We start from the raw sequence: 21,443 nt of genomic DNA, 5'->3' as shown, positions 1-21,443 counted from the left end.
GTTATTATTATAGCTTGTAGTTTAATCCTAAACCAAATACTTCACGTACTTGAAAAGCTCCTACTGCATTATCATCGTAGATCGCTTGGAAAATTAAGTTTGCACTTAACCACTCGTTTACCTTCATGTTAACGTTTGCACTGTAATTGATATCAATGTTACCAGGATTTTCTAGGTAATTAGAATATAGGGCAAGAACGTTAGACATAGTTATGTTTTCTGCTATAGTAAAGTTATAGATACCATTAAGAGAAGCGCCAAACTCAAATCTAGAGGAATCGCCAGCATCTACACCAAAATAATCACCATCTACATAACCAGGAACACTTGTAAATGCATCGTCAACAAAAATGAATCTAGCTGTAGCAGGAGCGATGTTTACTTGTAAGTCATCGCTTTTTCTGTATAAGATACCAGGACCAAATGATAAATAACCTGGTGATAGAAATTTAGTAAATTCAGTACGAGTTTCATTTCCATCAATGTCCTCACCAAATCGGTATCCAGTTGTCCATTGAGATAAAAAGTTTAAAAAAGCAGAATAAGACCAGTTGCTTTCCTCTTTAATTTTATAACCGTAAACAGAGTTTAATTCAATACGGTCGTTGGTTTTTCTTGTAAATTCCTGATTATCCAGTTTTGTTATACCGTATTCTGCAATAATTTTATTATCCCAGGTTGTACGTCCTTTCAAATAATTAAGGTCATAATTTACACCTAGGTTTAAAGAAATGTTTGAGGTACCACCACCAGTCCATTCTGCATTAAAGGCACTCTGGTTGAATAAAGCTTGGAAGTTACCACCTTTAGACCATCCTTCTTTAGGTGCGTCGTCATCTTGTGCGATTGCTGTAAATGAGGTTCCTAGAACCGCAAGTAAAAGTAAAATTTTCTTCATTAAACTTAATTTTTATGCGGCAAAGGTACATTTATCTGCTAGTGAGAGAAAAAAATACTTAGTCTACTTCATTTTTTCGTTCATATTCGTTTAAAAGTATATGAATGTCTTCTATCAGCAGTTTTACATCCTCAATACTTGTTCCGTCATAAGAGCGACCTCGCAATCTACCTTGTTTGTCAATAAGTAAAAAGTTCTCTGTGTGCACCATGGCATATTCATCACCATATTTAGGTTGTTTAACTGCCATATAGGATTTTCTTGCTAGGTCATAAATCTGTTTGCGATCTCCTGTAACTAAATTCCATTTTTCATCAATCACTCCTTTTTTGAGAGCATATTCTTTTAATACAGGAATGCTATCTCGTTCTGGTGTTACAGAATGGGATAAGATCATCACATCTTTATTGTTTTTAAATTCATCTTGTACCAACTTCATGTTTTTGGTCATCACTGGACAAATGGTAGGGCAAGTGGTAAAAAAGAAGTCTGCTACATAGATTTTTCCTTCGTAATCCTTTTCTGTAATAGTATCACCGTTTTGATTAACTAGCTCAAAAGGTGCGATAGTATGATATTTTTTAACGAAAAGCTTGCTGTCATCCACCAGTGTTGGGTCAAAATCGTCGGGTTGTAGTACCGGTAGAGTTTTTACTGGAGTGAGAGCATATTGAAAAGCAGCAAGAATTAGTGAGCACAACACAAATAAAAAGACAATGCGCCATTTGTTTTTAACGAGAAAATCTTTCATAATAGTTGTTTTTGCAAAGTTACTTACCAATCCTCACATTTAGTCCATAGGAATACTAATACATTACTATTTAAGTGCTATTTGTGGTTGGTAATTACGCTTTCGCGAAAGCGTGCTAAATCGCAATTCTAAAATCATCCTAATTATCACATTGTATGACAGCTACTGTGGTTGATATGTCCTATTTTTGCGCCTTAACAAATTCAAAATATGCATCCGATTTTAGTTACTGTGATCAATTTTTTGATGAGTTTATCTATTCTCATCGTTTTACATGAATTAGGGCACTTTATTCCAGCAAGATTATTCAAAACTCGTGTCGAAAAGTTTTACCTTTTTTTTGATATAAAATTTTCATTATTCAAGAAAAAAATAGGAGAAACAGTTTATGGGATAGGCTGGTTGCCATTAGGTGGTTATGTAAAAATCGCTGGTATGATTGATGAGAGCATGGATAAAGAACAAATGGCAAAACCGCCACAACCATGGGAATTTAGATCAAAACCAGCCTGGCAACGATTAATAATAATGCTAGGTGGTGTGATTGTAAATGTGATCGTTGGGTTTGTGATTTATATATGCTTGATGTACGCTAATGGTAAAATATTAGAACCTGCGTCTGGTGCTACTTATGGTTTTGGTTATCCTAAGGTCTTAGAAGAAGTTGGATTTCAACAAGGTGATTTACCTATACTAGTAGACAATCAAGAATTAGAAAGAGCGCCTAGCTTGTATCACAATATTATGTTCAGGGATGTTGAAACCGTTACAGTTTTGCGTGATGGTAAGGAACAGGTGATTTCAATTCCAGAGGATACGGGAAGCAAGATGTTTCAAGCTGGTGTAAGACCCATCTTACTACCTAGAAGAACTTTTATAGTAGATACCGTTGCTGATAATACTCCTGCTGCAAAAATGGGTATGAAATCAGGTGCTGTGATAAAAAGCATAGCGGGATACCCAATTAATTACGATTCAGATTATGAATATGCGCTTTTGAATAAAACAAAGGTGAATGAAGAGTTCGAAGTGGTTTGGGAGATTGATGGTGAAACAGAATCTGGTACAACTAGTTTTGGTACAGTAACTGAAACTAATTTTTGGGGTGTAGAGTCTGAGGTGCCGGCACCTAAAGTTCTTGGAATTCGTAAAGGATTTCCAGATACTGATATTTTTGATTCAAGAGTTCAGGAACTTTCATTTGGCGAGGCAGTTAGTGAAGGAATAAGCAAAGGCTGGTGGACAATGAGAGATTATGTTTCTCAATTCAAATACATATTCACTAGTAAAGGAGCAAGTCAATTGGGTGGATTTGGTACAATTGCAAAGATGTATCCAGACACCTTTAATTGGACTCAATTTTGGGGAACAACGGCATTGATATCATTTATATTAGCAATCATGAATATACTTCCTATTCCTGCATTAGATGGTGGTCACGTTGCCTTTTTACTTTATGAAATTGTAACAGGAAGAAAGCCTGGAGATAAATTCCTAGAACGCGCTCAAATTATCGGGATATTGTTACTGCTAGGTTTGTTATTATATGCTAATGGTAACGATGTGGTGCGTGCGATAACGGGATAATACCTAGACTTAAAATGGTAGTAAATTTTTTAGTGATGCAATCATTTGATATTCATATAATTTCATGTTATTGCATTAAATAGAGCTTAAAATTTACTTGATTTTTTAGAAATTATTTTGGCAACAATTAAAAAAGGTTTTATATTTGCCATCGCTTAAGAAAACTTAAGTTTGTGTATATCACATTCCTCTTTAGCTCAGTTGGTTAGAGCATCTGACTGTTAATCAGAGGGTCCTTGGTTCGAGCCCAAGAAGAGGAGCCTAAATCCCGATCAGTAATGGTCGGGATTTTTTGTTTTATTCCCTTTTTCATTTGATTTCAGTTCTCACAACTTTCCCTATCTTTACCTTAAACAATAATGATTCCGCTTAGGGTAATAAACCGCTAGGCGTCAATATATAAGGATAAGTGAATGAGCTGTAGTAGTTGTGGATCTGGCGGTAGCGTGCCAGGTGGATGTAAAAATCACGGAACCTGTGGAACAGGTGGATGTAATAAGTTAACCGTTTTTGATTGGCTTTCTAACATGGAGCTTCCTGATGGACAGGAAAGTTTTCCTTATGTAGAGGTTCGATTTAAAAACAGTCGTAAAGAATATTTTAAATACAATAACGACCTAAGTCTTAAGATAGGTGATCTAGTTGCCACACAAGCACAAAATGGTCACGATATTGGAATGGTAACTCTAGCCGGAGAGCTAGTTAGGGTTCAAATGAAAAGGAAGCGAGTAAAGTTTCAAGATGAAGCTTTTCCTCAAATTTATCGCATTGCCAATGAAAGAGATGTTGAGAAATGGCAAAATGCTCGCGATAGAGAAGAACCTATGAAAGTAAGAGCTCGACAAATCGCCATCGAGCTCAAACTTAAAATGAAAATTTCTGATATTGAGTTTCAAGGAGATGGTTCCAAAGCTACTTTCTATTATACGGCCGATGACCGTGTAGATTTCAGGGAGCTTATTAAGCAATATGCATCTGAGTTTAAAACACGTATAGAAATGCGCCAGATTGGACTTAGGCAAGAAGCCGCCAGATTAGGTGGTATAGGTTCTTGCGGTCGTGAATTATGTTGTAGCACGTGGCTTACCGATTTTAGATCGGTTACAACTGGTGCTGCGCGTTATCAAAACCTCTCTCTCAATCCGCAAAAACTCGCTGGTCAATGTGGAAAATTAAAATGCTGTTTAAATTACGAGTTAGATTCTTATCTAGATGCATTAAGTTCATTTCCTAAACAAAATCAAAAGCTATATACTCATAAAGGAACTGCCGTTTGTCAAAAGGTAGATATTTTTAAAGGTATAATGTGGTATTGTTATGAAGGCGAATGGATGAACTGGCATGTATTGACTACTGATCAGGTTCACCAAATAGTTGCTGTAAATAAATCAGGAGATAAAGTTTCTAGTATAGAGGAGTACGCAAGTGAATTGATTATAGAAGAAGAAGCTTCCTTTGAAAATGTAGTTGGACAGGACAGCCTCACTAGGTTTGACAAGCCAAAATCAAAACGTAACAAGCGTAAAAATAGAAGAAAACCTGCCTCTAATAAAAAAGAAACAGTAGCTGCGGTTAGTGAAACACCAGCAAAAAAAAGGACTCAAAATAACAGAAACAAGAATAAACAACGTTCTAACACTAACAGAAACGCAAAAAGCAGCAATAACAAAAACCCAAATCAGAACAATAACGCTAGTAACCAGAAAAAAACGGGAACTAAAGGGAAGCCTCAAAATAAAAGACGTAACAATCGTCCAAAAGGTAACAGCAACAACAAGCCTAAAGACTCTTCAAATTAGTGAAAAAGATAATTTATATATGCACACTCCTTGTGGTTCTTATAAGCTGTGATGATTATTTAGTTTCTTCGCAAACTGTTTCATTGGAAAACGCAAAATGGAATATTAATCAGGCACCAGTTTTTAAAGTGTCTCCACCAGACACAACAAATACTTATGACCTCTTTATAAACCTGCGAAATAACCACGAGTACGCTTTTAGTAACCTCTTTTTAATCTCAGAAATTAAATTTCCCCAAGGTAGGACTTTTGTTGATACCCTAGAGTTTGATATGACCGATAATTACGGTCGTTATTTGGGTAGAGAACGAGGTGATTTATATGAAAACAAATTATGGTTAAGAGAAGGAATACGCTTTCGCGAAAGCGGAACCTACCATCTAACCTTAAGACACGTAATGCGTAAGACAGGTGAAATAACACCAGTACAAAATTTAAACGGTATTGTAGACCTAGGTTACAGTATTGAAAAACCTAAAAATTATGGCAAAGACTAAAGCACAAAAAGTTCAAGATAAAGAAGCCGTAAGTAAAAACGTAAAATTATTTTGGAAACTAGTTTTCACGGGTATCGGGCTGGTAGTACTGTTATTCCTCCTAGCAGCATGGGGAATTTTTGGTGCCTTACCTGATCACACGGTATTAGAAAATCCTCAAACAGACCTGGCTACAGAGATTATTACTGCCGATGGTAAAACACTGGGAAAGTTTTACAATCCAGGGAATAATAGGACACCTGTAACTTATGATGAATTACCACAAAACCTCGTTGATGCGTTAGTGTCAACTGAAGACGAACGATTTTGGGATCACAGCGGTATTGATGGCTATGGAACAGCTAGAGCATTTGCTTATTTAGGAAGTAAAGGTGGTGCAAGTACCATTACCCAGCAGTTGGCAAAACTTTATTTTACTGTCGAGCCCAGAGCAAACAAATTTGAAAGAGGAATTCAAAAAATTAGAGAGTGGATTATTGCTACTCGATTGGAAAAACAGTACACCAAAGAAGAAATTATAGTTCAATATCTTAATCAGTTTGATTTTCTTAAAGGAGCTATAGGTATACGATCGGCAGCTCGTATTTACTTTGGAAAAGAGCCAAAAGACCTCAAGGTTGAGGAAAGCGCTGTACTAGTTGCAATGCTTAAAAACCCAAGACAATATAATCCACAAAGAGAAATATCAAAAAAGAAGTCTTTTAATAGACGTAACCAGGTATTTTTTCAAATGGTGCGCAATGGTAAAATGACTGAAGAATTGAAGGATAGTTTGCGTGAACAACCTATTGTCCTGGATTTTAAACCAGAAGGGCATGATGATGGTCTTGCTACCTACTTTAGAGAATACCTAAGAGATTGGTTGAAAGAATGGGCAAAGGATCACGTGAATCCAGATACAGGAAAGAATTACAATATCTACAATGATGGGCTACGCGTAAATGTTACTATTGATTACAGAATGCAAGAAATTGCAGAACAAGCCTTACAAGATCACATGAAAAACTTGCAGGCCGAATTTGATAAACAAAATATCAAAAACAAAACTGCACCTTTTAGAGATTTAACCAAAAAGGAAACTGAAAACATAATCAAAGCTGCTATGCGCAGGTCTGATAGATGGCGTATTATGAAAGCTGCAGGTAAATCTGAAAAGGAAATTTACGCCAGCTTTGAGAAAAAGACAGACATGACTGTTTTTACTTGGAAAGGTGAAGTAGATACATTAATGACGCCTAGAGACAGTATTGTTCACTATAAAAAATATCTAAGAGCAGGATTAATGTCTATGAATCCACAAAGTGGACACGTGAAAGCCTGGGTAGGAGGAATAAACCATAAACATTTCAAATATGATCATGTAGAACAGGGAAAAAGACAAGCTGGATCTACCTTTAAACCTTTCTTATATTCTACTGCTGTAGACTTGTTGCATTACTCACCATGTAAAGAATTACCAGATGGTGAATATACGATACCAGCAGGCAAATGGGGTAACTTGAAAGACTGGACTCCTAAAGATTCTGGTGGTGATTACGGTAATATTCTTACCTTAAAAGAAGCTTTGGCAAAATCAAAGAATACAATATCGGCTAGATTAATTGACGAGGTAGGTCCTCAACCTGTTATCGATAGGGCTTCTCAATTAGGAATTAATACCGATAAAATGGATGCTGTTCCATCTCTTGCTTTGGGTACACCTGATGTTAATTTGTTTGAAATGACAGGAGCTTATAGTGTTTTTGCTAATGGAGGAATTTACAATAAGCCAGTTCTCGTTACTAGTGTTGAAGATAAAAATGGTACAATCCTTTACCAATATGTGCCTGATTCTAAAGATGTGATGAATGAGGAAACGGCCTATGTTACCGTTGACCTCATGCGAGGTGTAGTAAACTACGGTAGTGGTAGTAGATTAAAGGACAGCTGGAGAAAATCTCAATATATTTATAAGAACGTCATCACAGGATATCCTTATGAATTAAAGAATGACATCGCAGGTAAAACAGGAACAACACAAAACAATTCCGACGGTTGGTTTATGGGAATGGTTCCTGATTTAGTTACTGGAGTATGGGTAGGAGGCGAGGATAGATCGGTCCATTTTAACTCTACAAAATACGGTCAAGGTGCTACAATGGCGTTACCTATTTGGGGTCTTTACATGAAAAATCTTTATAACGAAGAATCTCTGGACATATCAAAAGAGAAATTCAAAAAACCAGATAACCTATCCATTGAAACCGACTGTGAAGAATATAAAGCTCAACAATCTGGAGGATTAGATGAAGAAGATGACAGCGATGAATTAGAAATTTAAAGTATGATTCATAAAATTGACATGCACCATATTTTGTTTCTGGATATTGAAACTGTATCTCAATATGCCAGTTTTGAAGAATTAGACGAAGCAGATCAAGAGCTATATTCTGATAAAACAAAATACCAGCGTAAAGAAGATTTTACGCCACAAGAATTTTATGAGCGTGCTGGCATATGGGCAGAGTTTGGTAAAATTGTATGCATATCAGTAGGGTATTTTGCTTATACAAGCGACACACAATTTAGAACCAAAAGTTTTGTGGGTGATGAGCGCGACATTTTAATAGAGTTTTCTCAATTATTAAAAGAACATTTTTCGTCTAGACAACACCTATTATGTGCCCATAACGGTAAGGAATTTGACTTTCCTTATATCGCTAGGAGAATGATTATTCTAGGCATGGATTTACCAGAAAAACTAAACTTATTTGGAAAGAAACCATGGGAAGTACCTCATCTTGACACCATGGAGTTATGGAAATTTGGGGATTATAAACATTTTACTAGTCTTAAATTGTTAACTAGGGTTTTGGGTATTCCATCACCTAAAGATGATATCAGTGGTGACCAGGTACGAGATGTATATTACAAGGAAAATGACATCAAGCGTATTTCAGATTATTGTGAAAAAGATGTAGTCGCAATAGCTCAAATATTTCTAAAATTACGTAACCAACCTATCTTGTCGAATGACCAAATTATCTCAAAATAATACACTGGTCACTTGTGAAAATTTAAATGTAAGCTTCAGCACAGGTAAAAACTCTACACAGGTTCTTCATGATGTTTCTTTTGAAATATTATCTAATGAATTTGTCGCAGTTGTTGGAGAATCGGGTAGTGGTAAGTCGGTAATGAGTAAAGCTTTAATGGGCTTGTTGCCTGTTGAGAACTCTATAATTACCGCTAGTCAGTTGGTTATTAATAATAAGGAAGTTTTGCATTTCTCTTCTGGTGATTGGTCACGCTTTCGCGGAAGCGTAATAAGCATGATTTTTCAAGAACCTATGAGCGCACTTAATCCTACTATTACATGTGGGAAACAAGTAGCTGAAATTTTAAAGCAACACACTGATCTTACTAAAGCCCAAATAAAGGATAAAGTAATTTCCTTATTCCAAAAAGTCCACTTGCCACAACCAGAGTCTTTGTATCATAAGTATCCTCATGAAATAAGTGGTGGGCAAATGCAACGCGTTATGATTGCAATGGCTGTTGCTTGCAATCCCATTTTATTAATAGCCGATGAACCTACAACAGCTCTTGATGTTACTGTTCAAAAGGAAATTATCAAATTACTAAAGGATATACAGCAAGAGTTTAACATGAGTGTTTTATTCATTTCACATGATCTATCTCTTGTAAGATCTATTGCTGATAAGGTAATGGTGATGTATCAAGGTCACATTGTTGAGAAAGGTACAGTTCAATCGATCTTTAATGAGCCAAAGGAACGATACACAAAGGCATTATTAGCCGCGAGACCTGATCTTAATGAACGTGTTGAGGTTTTACCTACAATATCTGATTTTTTAGATAATAATTATTCAAAGAAACTTGTTGATGCTGTACAAAGAGAGCACTCACTTAAAACCATGTATACACAAGAACCTTTAATTCAAATCAAGGATTTGAAAAAAGTATATGAGGTAAAAAACGGCTGGTTTAATAAATCTAATGCTTTCACTGCTGTCAATGGAGTGAGCTTTAATATTTTTCCTGGTGAAAGTTTGGGATTGGTAGGAGAGAGTGGTTGTGGTAAAAGCACCCTAGGCAATATCATCCTAGGATTAAAAGAAGCTACCTCGGGTAGTGTTTTGTATAAAGGAACGCAGGTTGTAGGACAATCTCAAAAATCTTTGAGAAAGATGCGTCGTCAAATGCAAATTATTTTTCAAGATCCTTTTGCTAGTTTAAATCCTAGATTGACTGTAGGTTCTGCCATTTTAGAACCTATGAGTTGGTACAAGATAGGTAGTTCTAATAAGGAGAGAGAATTAATGGTTAAAGAACTGCTGGTTAAAGTAGGTCTTAAAGAAGAGCATTATTATCGATATCCACACGAATTTAGCGGTGGTCAACGTCAACGTATAGGTATCGCTAGGACCATAGCCTTACGACCAGAATTTATAGTGTGTGATGAAAGTGTGAGCGCCTTAGATATTTCAGTACAGGCACAGGTTTTAAATCTATTGAACACACTTAAGCAAGAATTTGGTTTTAGTTATTTATTCATTTCTCATGATCTGGCAGTAGTGAAGCATTTTTGTGACCGTATAGTTGTCATGAATAAAGGAGAAATTGAAGAAATTCAAGAATCAGAACAGCTGTATAAAAATCCTCAAAAAGCGTACACTAAAAAGTTGATTCAAGCTATTCCAAATTAAAAAGCCCAGCTTTAGGGAAAGCTAGGCTTATTACGTTTGTTAGTTAAGATTATCAAAATGTAAAAAATGTCTTCGTAATTAGTTTAAAAACGCCTTTTGCTAATAAATACGTGCGTATCAATGCGTTAGGTTTTTTAAGGGGATAATTAGTTGCCATTTTTAAATCTTGATACCGCTAATATCTAAAAAAAATCTTAATAAACAAGACAATGTGGTAAAATTGTCGTTTAAAGTTTATTACATCTTTATTTGAGGTAACTTTTGTTCAATACCATCATTTTCTCCAATTTCAACTGTACTTGAACCTTTTATGATTATCGTACCTGTAGTGAAATCTTCTTGTTTTGCTTCAAAAATATTCTCAACATACTTTTGTGGATTGCGATCGATGTAAGGGAACCAAGTGCTGTGTATTTGTATCATAACACGGTGACCTTTTTTAAATGTGTGTAAAATATCTTGTAAAGGAAAGTTTACCTCTTCCTCTTGACCTTCTTTAAATGCTTCTGGTTGTGCAAAATTATTTCTAAATCTTCCTCTAAAAGTTTCAGCTCTTACCAGTTGTTGATATCCTGCAAGTGAGATATGATCAGGAGTGTGTTCTCCATTTTCCATATTATTAGGGTAAACATCGATTAGTTTAACAATAAAATCGGCATCATTAATTCCTTTAAGAATAACATCCAATTTGGCAAGGATTTCTCCACTCAAGGTTAAATCCTCGTCTAAAATGTCAGTTTTGAAAGTAAGAACATCGGGTCTAAAACTAGCATGACGTTGATCATCTGTCATGTAAGCCCTAGGAGTAAATGTAACGGGTTTAATCTCACTTCTAAACGGTACAGGCTTGTTAGGATCACTTATGTAGGAAAATTGAGCTTGCGAGGTACTTTTAGGGTTGATCACCAATTTGCCATTTTCCTGAAATCCTAAAGTGATTTTTCCATCTCTTGGTGGCCATTGCGCAAATTGTTTCCATTCTTTTTTACCAGTGTCAAACATATAAGCTTCTGGCAAATTAGGGTTTGACTTACCTTTTAAATGATAATCAAAAAATGGTTTCTCGATGTTTTTTTGGTAAAAATCAGAAATACTATCACCGAAGTGAATGTGATTAACCATTTGTTTACCACGCTCTCTAGACCAGTCACCATGGCTCCATGGCCCCATTACAATCATGTTGTTAGGATTGTTAGGGTTGCGCTGTTCTACGTTCTTATATATATTAAGTGGACCGTATAAATCCTCGGCATCAAACCATCCACCTACTGTCATTACAGCATGATCGACGTTATCTAAATGATTTATAATGGCTCTTTTTTGCCAGAATTCGTCATAGTTAGGATGTGTGGCCACATCATTCCAGAAGAAGTTATCTGGATATATACTATCAGTTACCGTTGAAAGCGGTCCTATATTCATATTAAAGGTGTATGAATCGTTCATTCCACCTCTTTCCCTTAGTTTATTCCATTTATCATTGTACCAGCTTTGAGTAGTTGGTTCTTCAGTTTGATGTCCAAAAACTGGATAAGCCATTAAATAAGATTGTAATGTTGCTCCCATATGATGAAAATCGTCAAAGAAGAAATCTCCAATTGGTGCTTGTGGTGAGCTAGCTACAAGAGCTGGGTGAGCTTCTGGTAAAGCAGCTGCTGTATAAAAACCTGGATATGAAATTCCCCATTGCCCGACTTTACCATTATGGTTTTTGAGATTTTTAAGTAACCATTCTATAGTGTCATACGTATCAGAGCTTTCATCTATGTCATTTTTATTTTTAGGGTCATTTCCTGGTACATGAGGTCGCATGTTGTCAAATTCTCCTTCACTCATCCATCTTCCTCTTACGTCTTGATACACAAAAATGTAACCTTCCTTCATCATATATGGGTTAGGTCCTAGACTGCGTTTGTATTTTCCTTCTTCGTACGGTCTTACACTATAACAGGTGCGTTGCATCATGATTGGATAATCTTGACTGGTGTCTTTTGGACTATAAACTACAGTATATAGTTTCACACCATCGCGCATCGGGATTTGGTAGGTAGTTTTATCGTAATTTTCTTTTACGTAGTTTTCTTGACAGCTCGCTTCCGCGAAAGCGAAAAATCCTATAATCAAGAATAGAAAAAAGTTTCTCATGGTTTAATTTTTGCCCTAAGATAATAACAAAAAAGCATCTCGTTGAAGAGATGCTTTTTTAATTGATAATCTAAGTTTGAGAAATTTATTCTATTAAAAGTTTTTGAGTGGTAACACTGTCTTTTGTAGCTATTTTTATCAAATACAATCCTTGACTCACGTTATTCAAATCAATTTTATGATCGGTTCCTGTGTTGTTGATTTGTGATTGAATAAGTTTACCGCTGAGGTCATAAATCGAATAATCAAAAGATTGCTCATTATTCCATCTTAAATTGAAAGCTCCTTTGCTAGGATTCGGATAAATCGTAAAAGAATTTTCAAGAGTATTGTTTTCATTTGATAATGTTCCTGTTACCACAAAATTATCAATGACGGCACCTTCTTCTGTTTCAAATTGGTCAGAATGGTAAACAAATCTAAATATAATGCTGTTTTCATTGCTTAGGGCTGCAAGATTGTAGCTGTATGTTGAAAGCGTTGTTGAAAAACCAGTCCATTGTGCTCCTACACAGTTAAAGCAATTTTGACCATTAGGTGATCTACTGCTGTTGTACCAATTAGGATCACTTGCTGTTCCTAGTACAGACCAGCTTATTCCTCCATCTACTGAATATTGCATGTATAATAAATCCCAGTTTAATTCAATAGAAAAAGCCATATCAAATTGAACTACCGGATTTCTCATGGACGTTAAATCATAACAACCGCTATATAAATAAGCAATAGTGTTGTTTCCATGATCTCCATCTAAGTTAGTTGCGTATACATTTGAATCGTTTCCTGCACCAGCGTTATTTAATACGCTTCCTGCAGGCACACCACGTTCCCATAAAGGGCTAGACCCATCGGCATTTTCTGTTAAGAAGTCCCTGCTAGCAAAGGAATATATATCATTTCCTACCGAGCTTTGATTTCTTATAATATTTAGGTTGTAGTTGTTATTACCTGGGAATTGATCATTGGGTGCAACAATCTGTATATTTAATTCATTGTCACCAACGGTAAAAGGTATTCCTGAAAGAGTAAACGTAGAACTGCTACCTGCTGGAATATTTGTATTTAGCGTTTGTGAAACTACAGCTCCATTGTTTATAGTATAATTGATGTCTAGTGTTGATATGATATTCTGACCATTGTTTCTCACGGTTACATCTACATCATCACTACTACAGCTTATAGTACTACCACTTAATAGGGCTGCATTTTGTATACTAGCGTCGTCTTGTGCTTGAACAACTGTAACGGCAGTTTGCCATATTCCCCTACCATAGGTTGCGGCAGTCAGTGTATTATCAACTGCATTAATCTCTAAATCTCTTATGTTGGAATTAGGTAAATTATTCATGAATGGTTCCCACTGGTTGCTTGAATTGGTAAGTCTATAAATACCTACAGTACAACCTACGTACAACGCGTCATTAGCGCTTAAAGGTTGGTGAGCTAGCGTGTTTTTACCTAGGAAAGGTAAGTTTGCTGTAATGTTAGTAAAACTTGCACCTAGATTGGTACTCTTCAAAACTCTACCATTAATACCACTAGTGGTAATATAAACAACATTACTATCAGTATTACTCACTTCAATAGCTTGGATGTTACTGGAATCGGTATAAACAAGGTTAAAGGTTGATCCAGCATCGTCACTACGAAACAGTCTAGTATTTACACCTACATATATTCTATTATTGTTTGATGGATCAATTTCTATCACATCTATATTGCTACCAAAGGAAGATGAAACAGGAGTAAAACCGTTTGAAGGATCCACAGTGTATAACCTGCTGTATCCTGCATAAATAGTTCCATCACTAGCAGTTTTTAATGGTGTAATCCAATTACCACCTTCTGGACCACCTATGGATCCAGCATTAGAAATTCCGTTAGTTGTAAAATACAATCCGCCACCGTTTTGAGTAAACCCATATCTTATATTGGGGTTTTGAGGATTTATTCCGGTGTCCATTCCATCGGCACCATAGTAATTGCTCCACGCATTATTTGTTCTTGTAAAACCTCCGTTATCTTGTAATCCACCGATCATATCGGCACTGTTAGTTGGACTCACTGCAATTCTATAGAATTGGCTTATTTGAGCACTACCAGTCAAATCAGTAAAGGTTACTGCTGTATCAGTAGATTTGTAAATACCACCATCAGAACAAACAAATAGTTCGTTTCCAAATTGACGTATTTGATGAATATCAGCATGAGTGTAAGCAGCTCCTGTTGGGTTGTTCCAATCATTGATTTTAAAAAATGAAGAACCACCTGTTGTCGATTTCCATACATTTAAACAGCCAGTGTATATAGAGTTAGGATCAGTTTCTGAAACCTCAAGAGCAAGATCAAACCAGGCTTGTGAACTTTCTAAAATATCAGTTGAGCCATTATCACGTCTTGTGAATGATGAACCTCCATTGGTTGATCTATAAATTCCACCAAAACTCATATCTCCTTGTGCATACAGTAAATATACATAGTTGCTATTTGCAGGTGTAACACCGATAACTATACGACCTACATTATTAGGCAATGGAAGACCAGCGGTAACTGAAGTGAATGTTACCCCATTATCGGTAGATCTGTAAAAAGATTCATCAGTAGCCAGGTAGATTATATTAGAATCTGCGTGATTTAATTTTATATCCTTTACGTTACCTTGAAAAGTTCTCACGACTGTTTGTCCGCCATTTGTAGACCTGTAAAATCCATTATTTGCAGAAATAAATAGCTTATTAGAGTCATTAGGATCTACATAAATTTCTGAAATGTTTCTAGAGTTGCCAGCAAAAACAAGTCCAGTAGGGTTAAAGCTCAATCCGCCATCAGTAGATTTAAGCATTCCTATACTCGGACTGTCACCAGCATCGTCATCACCTGTTCCTATGTAAATAATATTAGAATTATTAGGGTCTATTTCAATAGCACTTACACCTATACGTCCTATGAAATCCGACAATGGTGTCCAATTAATACCGGCGTCAGTAGATTTCCATATTCCACCATTTGGAGCTCCTATGTAATAGGTACTAGGATTGTTAGGGTCAACTTTTATGGTATTTACTCTACCTTGTCCGGCAGACCAAGAACCTGTATTAGTATAATTAAATGGTCCAGCAGGCACCCAATTGGATTCATCCATCATGGTTGATTTTGCCACCGATATTGCATTTAATTGATCCATTATTTCCTTGCTTGATTGTAAGGTCCCATCAGGTTTAACAAATGCTTCCATTTGATTGAGCCATCTCATATATGGTTTATAACCACTACCTTTTTTGTTTTTGTCATGTGTTTGCCAGTAGGCATCTCCAACGAGTTTGATATCTTTTAATGTAATAGAACCATCTTTCTTTTGTAGTTGTAGTTCCTTCATCCATGGAGCATCACTTCCTAATTGAGAAAAGGCCATCGTGCTGCAAAACAACACTATGAAAAGGCTAATAAATTTTTTCATTAAACTTTAATATTTTTTTAAGGGATAGCAAAATAGTGATAGAACATCAAAAAAGTATCACATTATACATCAAAGATGTATTTTATCGAGTGATATTAATCTTTTGACGAACTTTAACTCTATTACTCGATCAAATGTATAGACATTACTGGTTATTTAATTCATAGCCTAGTTGCTTGCCTTTCTTTAAACGGGATAATCCATTAGTCATCCATTCAGGAGCTGGTTCATTTTTAAGATAATGATCAAAAAATTGCATCATTCTTACAGATAAATCACGACGATTCTTAGTTTTTCTGAGGTTGTGAGCTTCTTTATTATATACAAGTAACCAGGCTGGCTTATTCAACCTTCTCATGGCCATAAACATTTCAATACCTTGGTAATATGGAACGGCACCATCTTCATCATTATGCATCATTAATAATGGAGTTTCAATTTTAGGTACACTAAATAATGGCGAGTTCTCTACATATAAGTCAAATCCATCCCACAAATTTTTACCTAATCTGGACTGCGTGCGTTCATATTGGAAAGCACGACTCAGTCCGCTGCCCCATCTTATTCCTCCATAAGCACTTGTCATATTTGATACGGGAGCACCTGCCATAGCAGCAGCGTATTTATTGGTTTTAGTCACTAAATAGGCTGTTTGATATCCACCCCAACTTTGACCTTGAAGAGCCATGGCTTTTGAATCTACATAACCCGTTTTCTCTAAAGCTTCAGTACCGGAAACGATACAGTTATAGGCACTTTGTCCAGGATAACCATCCTTGTATACAATGTCTGGAACAAAAACGAGGTAATCATTACTCACTAAATAGCTGAAGTTTACAGTACTTGCACTAGGTTGAGGAGATCGATAACTGTGTAAACGATCTGAGTATTTCTCATAGAAATAAACAATTAAAGGATACTTCTTGTTTGGGTCAAAATCTTCAGGTTTATACAATAATCCTTCTAATGGAGTTCCATCATAGGCGTTCCAAGTAAATAATTCCACAGTACCCCATTTAAAATCAGATTGTTGTGGATTTAGATTGGATATCTTTTCACTTTTTCCATCTATGAAAACGTAGTAGTCTGGGTATGTTTTGAAATTGCCTTTTGTGTAAAGTAAGGCGTTGGTGTTTTTCGCTTTCGCGAAAGCGTTAATGGCATAATCACTTTCTTTCAATAAGGGTTGTAAATTATTATTACCTAGTAATGAAATGGAGCTTTCTTTAGTCTTGTGATCAAAAACAGAAACTAAAAATTTACCATCTATAAGAGTAACCTGATTGACCTTATCTCTATCCATTCGATTAAGTCGATATGTTATTTTTTTCTCGCGACCATCGGGTGTAATTTTTATGGGTTGTTGCCTACCAGTTGGATCCAATTTCCAGATATCGTACTTATCATAAACATAGAAGTTACCATCTTTATCAAATCCTCCATAACCATTTGAAGCAACTGGAGCAGGATGGTCGTCATCTTCATCACTAAATTTCACTTTCAAGAATTTAGTTAGGTTGCGCCCGATGTTAGTTTCTAGATTTATACTATGCCAGTCCTCTGTGTCATAATTATAATAGACAATATGATTAGATGCTGGGTTTAAGATGGGTCTGCTTCCTGAGTTTGCTAAAGTTTGAGCAAACCTACCAGTTTGTATGTCAAGTAAATAATAGTCGCTGCGCCATGGGTATTCCCATGATCTTTCAATATCATATTTAGTGTTATCTGCGAATAACGCATATCTCGAATTAAGATCTCGATCCATTATAGGATCACTCCATTCATAATTGTTGAACGGGATGAATCTATTGTCTTCTGTATTAAAAACGGTAGTAGCGCTTTTGTTTTTTAAAGAAGAGAGTCTAACTTTTTGCTCTGGTTGGGTTAATCGATCCTTGTAGGTCCATACATCAACATCAGGCAATTCTTCTTCCAATAAAGTTGTGTCTATGGTGTATTCAATTTTAGGCTGACTGTAAAAGAAAAGTCTTGTTCCGTCTTCAGAAAATCTGGCCTTTTTTGAAGTTAAACGCCAATCTTCTTTAATGGTGTTACTGCCATAACCCAATTGTTGAGTAGTTGCAAGACTGTTTTTTTGATAAAATAGTTCATAATGAAGCGAGTCTTTGTGTGCGCTATCCATGGCAACATGGTAGGCTATTTGTTCACCTTTTTCATCGATACTTAGATTAGAATATCTCCATGCGCTTTGTAATAATGTATCTACCTTTTTGGAATCACCATTCCACAAATAAACTCCGTTATCTTTCTCTTTTTTGGACTGCTTTACTGAAAAAATGAAATTGCTACTTTTCTTTGATAAGGTGTAATCTTTAATATTAGAAATAGTATCTCTTCTTTTTGTGCTAGGTTGATATATTATCAAATAATCTTCTTTTTCATACGGTGGTAAACTAAGAGTAACCGCTGGTAAAACACCTTCTTTTTTTTCACGTCGCAACCTGCGTCTTTTTTCTCGCTTAGACTCATTTTCAGGCACAGTAGGCTTGGCTTCTTCTTTCTTTTCAGGTTTTAAGTCTTTGTAGTGCTCTATGATTACAAAATCTTCTACATCCTTAACCGTATTGAATTTATTAACTCTGGTGACAGAATCAATTATTCTACCGGTAGCAACGTCGTAAACCATGAAGACGTTTTTGGATTGCTCATTTTTTTTAACCTTATCTTTTTTCTCTTTTCTAGTTATGTCGTAAGCTGGTTTTTTTAGGAAGAAAACAAATTTCTCATCTTTTGAAATCACAGGTGACACACCATTAAAAAATTGCTTGCTTGTGTTGTCGTTTAAATGATGAATTTGTAAATATCCGTCACCAGCACCGGTAGTTGTGACAGCACTATATACTATTATATTGCCGTTATTTGATATTTGAACATTGCGACCGCTTTTCCATAAATCATAATTATTATGAGTGAGTGATTTCTTTTGAGCATGAACGGAAACGCCTACTAGCAATAGTAAGCACACAAAAATTGTTTTCATTTTCATTTGAGGTACTTTGATGGTATTAGTTTTTAAGTTTTGAGATATACTGTTGATCCCAATCTTTTTTAAGTTGAGTGAGAGATTTTACATTTTCATTAGGCACAGCTATAGAGAGAACATAATGTGCTATTTTGAGTTGATTGTTTTCTACAAACAATACACCGCTGCCTCTACAAATACCCATTTGAGTTTCTAATAACTCGTCAAAATAAGTGATGCCGTTCTTCGTATAAATATTACGTTCAAGCGGTGTAAAGGACCATGCTTTACCACGATCAAAATAAGGTTTTGAAAAAGCTTCAAATTCCTTCCTTGACCAGTTTTCTGTAGCGTCTGTACCTATAAAAACAGCATTTTGTGTCATTAATGAAAAGTAAGTCTCATAATCGGCCCTAGCAGCTGCATTATGCCAGTCGTCTAGTACTTGATTTACTTGTTTGTTTGATACATTTTTAATCGTTGCGCAGCTGGTCATAACCAGCCCCAAAACAAAATAAAGAATAGTTTTTTGCATGCCTAAAGATAATGACAAAACTACAAGTGTAATTCAGTCTAAAATATGTTGATTTTGAATGGTTTTAAGGAGTTGTGTATTTTGAAAACAAATAGAGCTAGCAATTATTGCTAGCTCTATTAAAAATGTATGGTCTTTAATCTATTTCTGTAATAGGATTTCTGCTTTTTCTATAGTTTGTAAAGTGAAATCCTTAAGTTCCTTAATTTCTTTTACTTCTTCTTCTAGAATGGGCATTTTTTTATTTAACTCTTCTGCAGTAGAAGGCGATGGTTCACCGTAAGGAAACTTAGAGCTGTAATCTTCCATCCAAGTAAACATGTCATCATAAGCTTTTTGGAGATCCATTTGAACATTTTCAATTTCCATTGCCTGGTCACCTTCTATTTTTTGAGCTTCTAATTTCTTTTTTAAAGAAAGTAATCTTCCCATGTCTGGCATAATAACATCGTGTGCTTTAATAGCCTCCTTCATAAGTGAATCATAAGTTTCAATTCTTGATTCTAATTGAAGTTGCTCCTCATTCTTAGGTTCTTCTTTACATGAAAAAAGTAAAAGAGTTATTAGTAAAAGGCCTATAATATTTTTCATAACGCTAAATTTTTACAAAGATAAACTACAACAAAAGTTCATCCCTTTATTTTTGAATTTGATTTAATCCTGTAATTCACGAGATACTTGTTTCCTATATCCTTTCATCCCATTTACAAGCACCCATTGCCAGATGGTCACAGATTTCCCATGATTAAATATGAGTTGTTACCGCAACAATTAATTCATGAAGGAGTAGCTACAGCTACTGATTTTTTTGAACCATCAAAGAAATGTGAACTGGACGATGTGTTACGGGTTCATACAAACACGTATTACAATGATTTAATAACGCTAAATCTAGAACGTAGAGCAGCACGCAAGCTGGGATTTCCACTAAGTGAAGAATTGGTTCACCGAGAATTACTTATAGCGCAGGGTACTATTGAAGGTTGCTTGCATGCTATTAAAAATGGAGTTGCTATGAATATCGCAGGAGGAACACATCATGCCTACACAGATCATGGGGAAGCATTTTGTTTACTAAACGATCAAGCGATAGCTGCAAGGTATCTTCAGAATAAGGATTATGCACAAAAAATTCTTATAGTTGATCTAGATGTTCATCAAGGTAATGGTACGGCCCAAATTTTTAAGGAAGATGATAGTGTTTTTACTTTTTCCATGCATGGTGCCGGCAACTACCCTTTTAAAAAGGAAGAAAGCGATCTAGACATTGCCTTGCCCGATGGAACAGGTGATCGAGAATATTTGGAACTTCTACAAAAAACCTTACCCGATTTGATCAATACGGTAAAACCTGATTTTATTTTTTACCTCTGTGGTGTGGATGTGGTTGAGACCGATAAGTTAGGAAGGCTTTCTTTGTCTCAAGAAGGTTGTAAAAAGCGCGATGAAATTGCTTTTTCCGCTTTCGCGAAAGCGGAATTATCAACTACAGCTATAAAAAAATTAGACAGGAACTTTGCCAAAATCCCTGTTCAGTGTAGTATGGGTGGTGGATATTCTCCTGAGATTAAACACATAGTAAACGCACATACGAATACGTTTAAAGTGGCAAAGGAATATCTTATCTAAGCCATCCTTTTTTACGAGAACTGCGAGCAAAAAGCCACAGAAAAATACCCATCAAAAGTATAAAAATCGTGAAACCTTGTTTTGCTCCTGGGATCACCTGAGTAATTCCAGATGTGAAAAAATAAATCGTACTTATTACGATTCCTACTAAGCCTATTACTGATAGAGGTACTGCGATTTTACTTTTAAATAATAACATTACACAAGCTAAGAAGCTTACAATGGTTGCAATACCATAATTGATCATGAACCACCAAGGCCTGTTTTCAACATATTCCATTACTTCATCGGTAAAGTCGGCATACATGATATCCGGTTTAAGGAGTTCTCCCATGAAGAACCCAACTCCTATTAAGTTCCATAATAAAAAGATGATTGCTAAAATCCAGAACCATAATTTAGGTTTTGCACTGTACGACATAATTGGTAGAGTTTTTTGGGTTGAGGTAT

The 21,443-nt window shown here is 35.7% G+C and carries 15 protein-coding genes and 1 tRNA gene; 8 read left to right on the top strand and 8 right to left on the bottom strand.

All coding sequences use genetic code 11. The features are described from left to right. Positions 1-7: 7 nt before the first annotated feature. Positions 8-898, bottom strand: a complete 891-nt coding sequence (locus tag HCN53_RS08485; protein WP_042277065.1) for a DUF3078 domain-containing protein — start codon at positions 896-898, stop codon at positions 8-10. A 58-nt stretch (positions 899-956) separates the two neighbouring features. Then, positions 957-1,649, bottom strand: coding sequence for an SCO family protein (locus tag HCN53_RS08480; protein WP_105017950.1), 693 nt, complete (start codon positions 1,647-1,649; stop codon positions 957-959). 210 nt (positions 1,650-1,859) lie between these two features. On the opposite strand from HCN53_RS08480, the gene rseP reads away from it, so the two are divergent. The 7 genes from rseP to HCN53_RS08445 all read left to right on the top strand — a co-directional run bounded on the left by rseP (position 1,860) and on the right by HCN53_RS08445 (position 10,241). Beyond that, positions 1,860-3,236 (top strand): RIP metalloprotease RseP, encoded by a 1,377-nt coding sequence (gene rseP, locus HCN53_RS08475; protein ID WP_167342685.1) that lies wholly within the window; start codon positions 1,860-1,862, stop codon positions 3,234-3,236. Positions 3,237-3,422: 186 nt separating this feature from the next. After that, positions 3,423-3,496 (top strand) — tRNA-Asn (locus HCN53_RS08470). 153 nt (positions 3,497-3,649) lie between these two features. Beyond that, on the top strand, positions 3,650-5,035 hold the full coding sequence (locus tag HCN53_RS08465) for a stage 0 sporulation family protein (RefSeq protein WP_167342684.1): 1,386 nt from the start codon (positions 3,650-3,652) through the stop codon (positions 5,033-5,035). Then, positions 5,035-5,532, top strand: coding sequence for a gliding motility lipoprotein GldH (locus HCN53_RS08460; protein WP_060523607.1), 498 nt, complete (start codon positions 5,035-5,037; stop codon positions 5,530-5,532). Before HCN53_RS08465 ends, HCN53_RS08460 begins: the two co-directional genes overlap by 1 nt. Further along, positions 5,519-7,852: a transglycosylase domain-containing protein gene (locus tag HCN53_RS08455; protein ID WP_060525056.1), complete on the top strand. Its 2,334-nt coding sequence runs from the start codon at positions 5,519-5,521 to the stop codon at positions 7,850-7,852. The genes HCN53_RS08460 and HCN53_RS08455 overlap by 14 nt, the downstream gene beginning before the upstream one ends. Positions 7,853-7,855: 3 nt before the next feature. Beyond that, positions 7,856-8,566, top strand: a complete 711-nt coding sequence (locus tag HCN53_RS08450; RefSeq protein WP_167342683.1) for a 3'-5' exonuclease — start codon at positions 7,856-7,858, stop codon at positions 8,564-8,566. Further along, positions 8,544-10,241: an ABC transporter ATP-binding protein gene (locus tag HCN53_RS08445; RefSeq protein WP_167342682.1), complete on the top strand. Its 1,698-nt coding sequence runs from the start codon at positions 8,544-8,546 to the stop codon at positions 10,239-10,241. The genes HCN53_RS08450 and HCN53_RS08445 overlap by 23 nt, the downstream gene beginning before the upstream one ends. A gap of 237 nt (positions 10,242-10,478) precedes the next feature. On the opposite strand, the gene HCN53_RS08440 is transcribed toward HCN53_RS08445, so the two are convergent. The 5 genes from HCN53_RS08440 to HCN53_RS08420 all read right to left on the bottom strand — a co-directional run bounded on the left by HCN53_RS08440 (position 10,479) and on the right by HCN53_RS08420 (position 19,955). After that, positions 10,479-12,386: a CocE/NonD family hydrolase gene (locus HCN53_RS08440; RefSeq protein WP_167342681.1), complete on the bottom strand. Its 1,908-nt coding sequence runs from the start codon at positions 12,384-12,386 to the stop codon at positions 10,479-10,481. 85 nt (positions 12,387-12,471) lie between these two features. After that, the gene (locus HCN53_RS08435) at positions 12,472-15,843 is read right to left on the bottom strand and encodes a T9SS type A sorting domain-containing protein (protein ID WP_167342680.1); all 3,372 of its coding nucleotides are present in this window, start codon (positions 15,841-15,843) and stop codon (positions 12,472-12,474) included. Between the two features lie 145 nt (positions 15,844-15,988). Further along, complete coding sequence (locus HCN53_RS08430) at positions 15,989-18,847, bottom strand: alpha/beta hydrolase family protein (RefSeq protein WP_167342679.1); 2,859 nt, start codon at positions 18,845-18,847, stop codon at positions 15,989-15,991. Positions 18,848-18,872: 25 nt separating this feature from the next. Continuing rightward, complete coding sequence (locus tag HCN53_RS08425; protein WP_167342678.1) at positions 18,873-19,364, bottom strand: nuclear transport factor 2 family protein; 492 nt, start codon at positions 19,362-19,364, stop codon at positions 18,873-18,875. A gap of 141 nt (positions 19,365-19,505) precedes the next feature. Further along, on the bottom strand, positions 19,506-19,955 hold the full coding sequence (locus HCN53_RS08420; RefSeq protein WP_167342677.1) for a hypothetical protein: 450 nt from the start codon (positions 19,953-19,955) through the stop codon (positions 19,506-19,508). A gap of 87 nt (positions 19,956-20,042) precedes the next feature. On the opposite strand from HCN53_RS08420, the gene HCN53_RS08415 reads away from it, so the two are divergent. Next, on the top strand, positions 20,043-20,993 hold the full coding sequence (locus HCN53_RS08415) for a histone deacetylase (protein WP_167342676.1): 951 nt from the start codon (positions 20,043-20,045) through the stop codon (positions 20,991-20,993). Here HCN53_RS08415 and HCN53_RS08410 read toward each other — a convergent pair. Continuing rightward, complete coding sequence (locus HCN53_RS08410) at positions 20,986-21,414, bottom strand: hypothetical protein (protein WP_167342675.1); 429 nt, start codon at positions 21,412-21,414, stop codon at positions 20,986-20,988. The two genes, HCN53_RS08415 and HCN53_RS08410, sit on opposite strands and share 8 nt — an antisense overlap. Between the last annotated feature and the right edge of the window lie 29 nt (positions 21,415-21,443).

Source organism: Nonlabens sp. SY33080 (assembly GCF_011784885.1).
Taxonomy (GTDB): Bacteria; Bacteroidota; Bacteroidia; order Flavobacteriales; family Flavobacteriaceae; genus Nonlabens; species Nonlabens tegetincola.
The sequence above is the reverse complement of the archived record's forward strand: the minus strand, read 5'-3'. Positions and strand labels throughout refer to the sequence as shown.

Bases quoted from the DNA above. Each gene is read 5' to 3' on its own strand.
- HCN53_RS08485 (WP_042277065.1), bottom strand. From the start codon at position 898: ATGAAGAAAATTTTACTTTTACTTGCGGTTCTAGGAACCTCATTTACA.
- HCN53_RS08480 (WP_105017950.1), bottom strand. From the start codon at position 1,649: ATGAAAGATTTTCTCGTTAAAAACAAATGGCGCATTGTCTTTTTATTT.
- rseP (WP_167342685.1), top strand. From the start codon at position 1,860: ATGCATCCGATTTTAGTTACTGTGATCAATTTTTTGATGAGTTTATCT.
- HCN53_RS08465 (WP_167342684.1), top strand. From the start codon at position 3,650: ATGAGCTGTAGTAGTTGTGGATCTGGCGGTAGCGTGCCAGGTGGATGT.
- HCN53_RS08455 (WP_060525056.1), top strand. From the start codon at position 5,519: ATGGCAAAGACTAAAGCACAAAAAGTTCAAGATAAAGAAGCCGTAAGT.
- HCN53_RS08450 (WP_167342683.1), top strand. From the start codon at position 7,856: ATGATTCATAAAATTGACATGCACCATATTTTGTTTCTGGATATTGAA.
- HCN53_RS08445 (WP_167342682.1), top strand. From the start codon at position 8,544: ATGACCAAATTATCTCAAAATAATACACTGGTCACTTGTGAAAATTTA.
- HCN53_RS08440 (WP_167342681.1), bottom strand. From the start codon at position 12,386: ATGAGAAACTTTTTTCTATTCTTGATTATAGGATTTTTCGCTTTCGCG.
- HCN53_RS08435 (WP_167342680.1), bottom strand. From the start codon at position 15,843: ATGAAAAAATTTATTAGCCTTTTCATAGTGTTGTTTTGCAGCACGATG.
- HCN53_RS08430 (WP_167342679.1), bottom strand. From the start codon at position 18,847: ATGAAAACAATTTTTGTGTGCTTACTATTGCTAGTAGGCGTTTCCGTT.
- HCN53_RS08425 (WP_167342678.1), bottom strand. From the start codon at position 19,364: ATGCAAAAAACTATTCTTTATTTTGTTTTGGGGCTGGTTATGACCAGC.
- HCN53_RS08420 (WP_167342677.1), bottom strand. From the start codon at position 19,955: ATGAAAAATATTATAGGCCTTTTACTAATAACTCTTTTACTTTTTTCA.
- HCN53_RS08410 (WP_167342675.1), bottom strand. From the start codon at position 21,414: ATGTCGTACAGTGCAAAACCTAAATTATGGTTCTGGATTTTAGCAATC.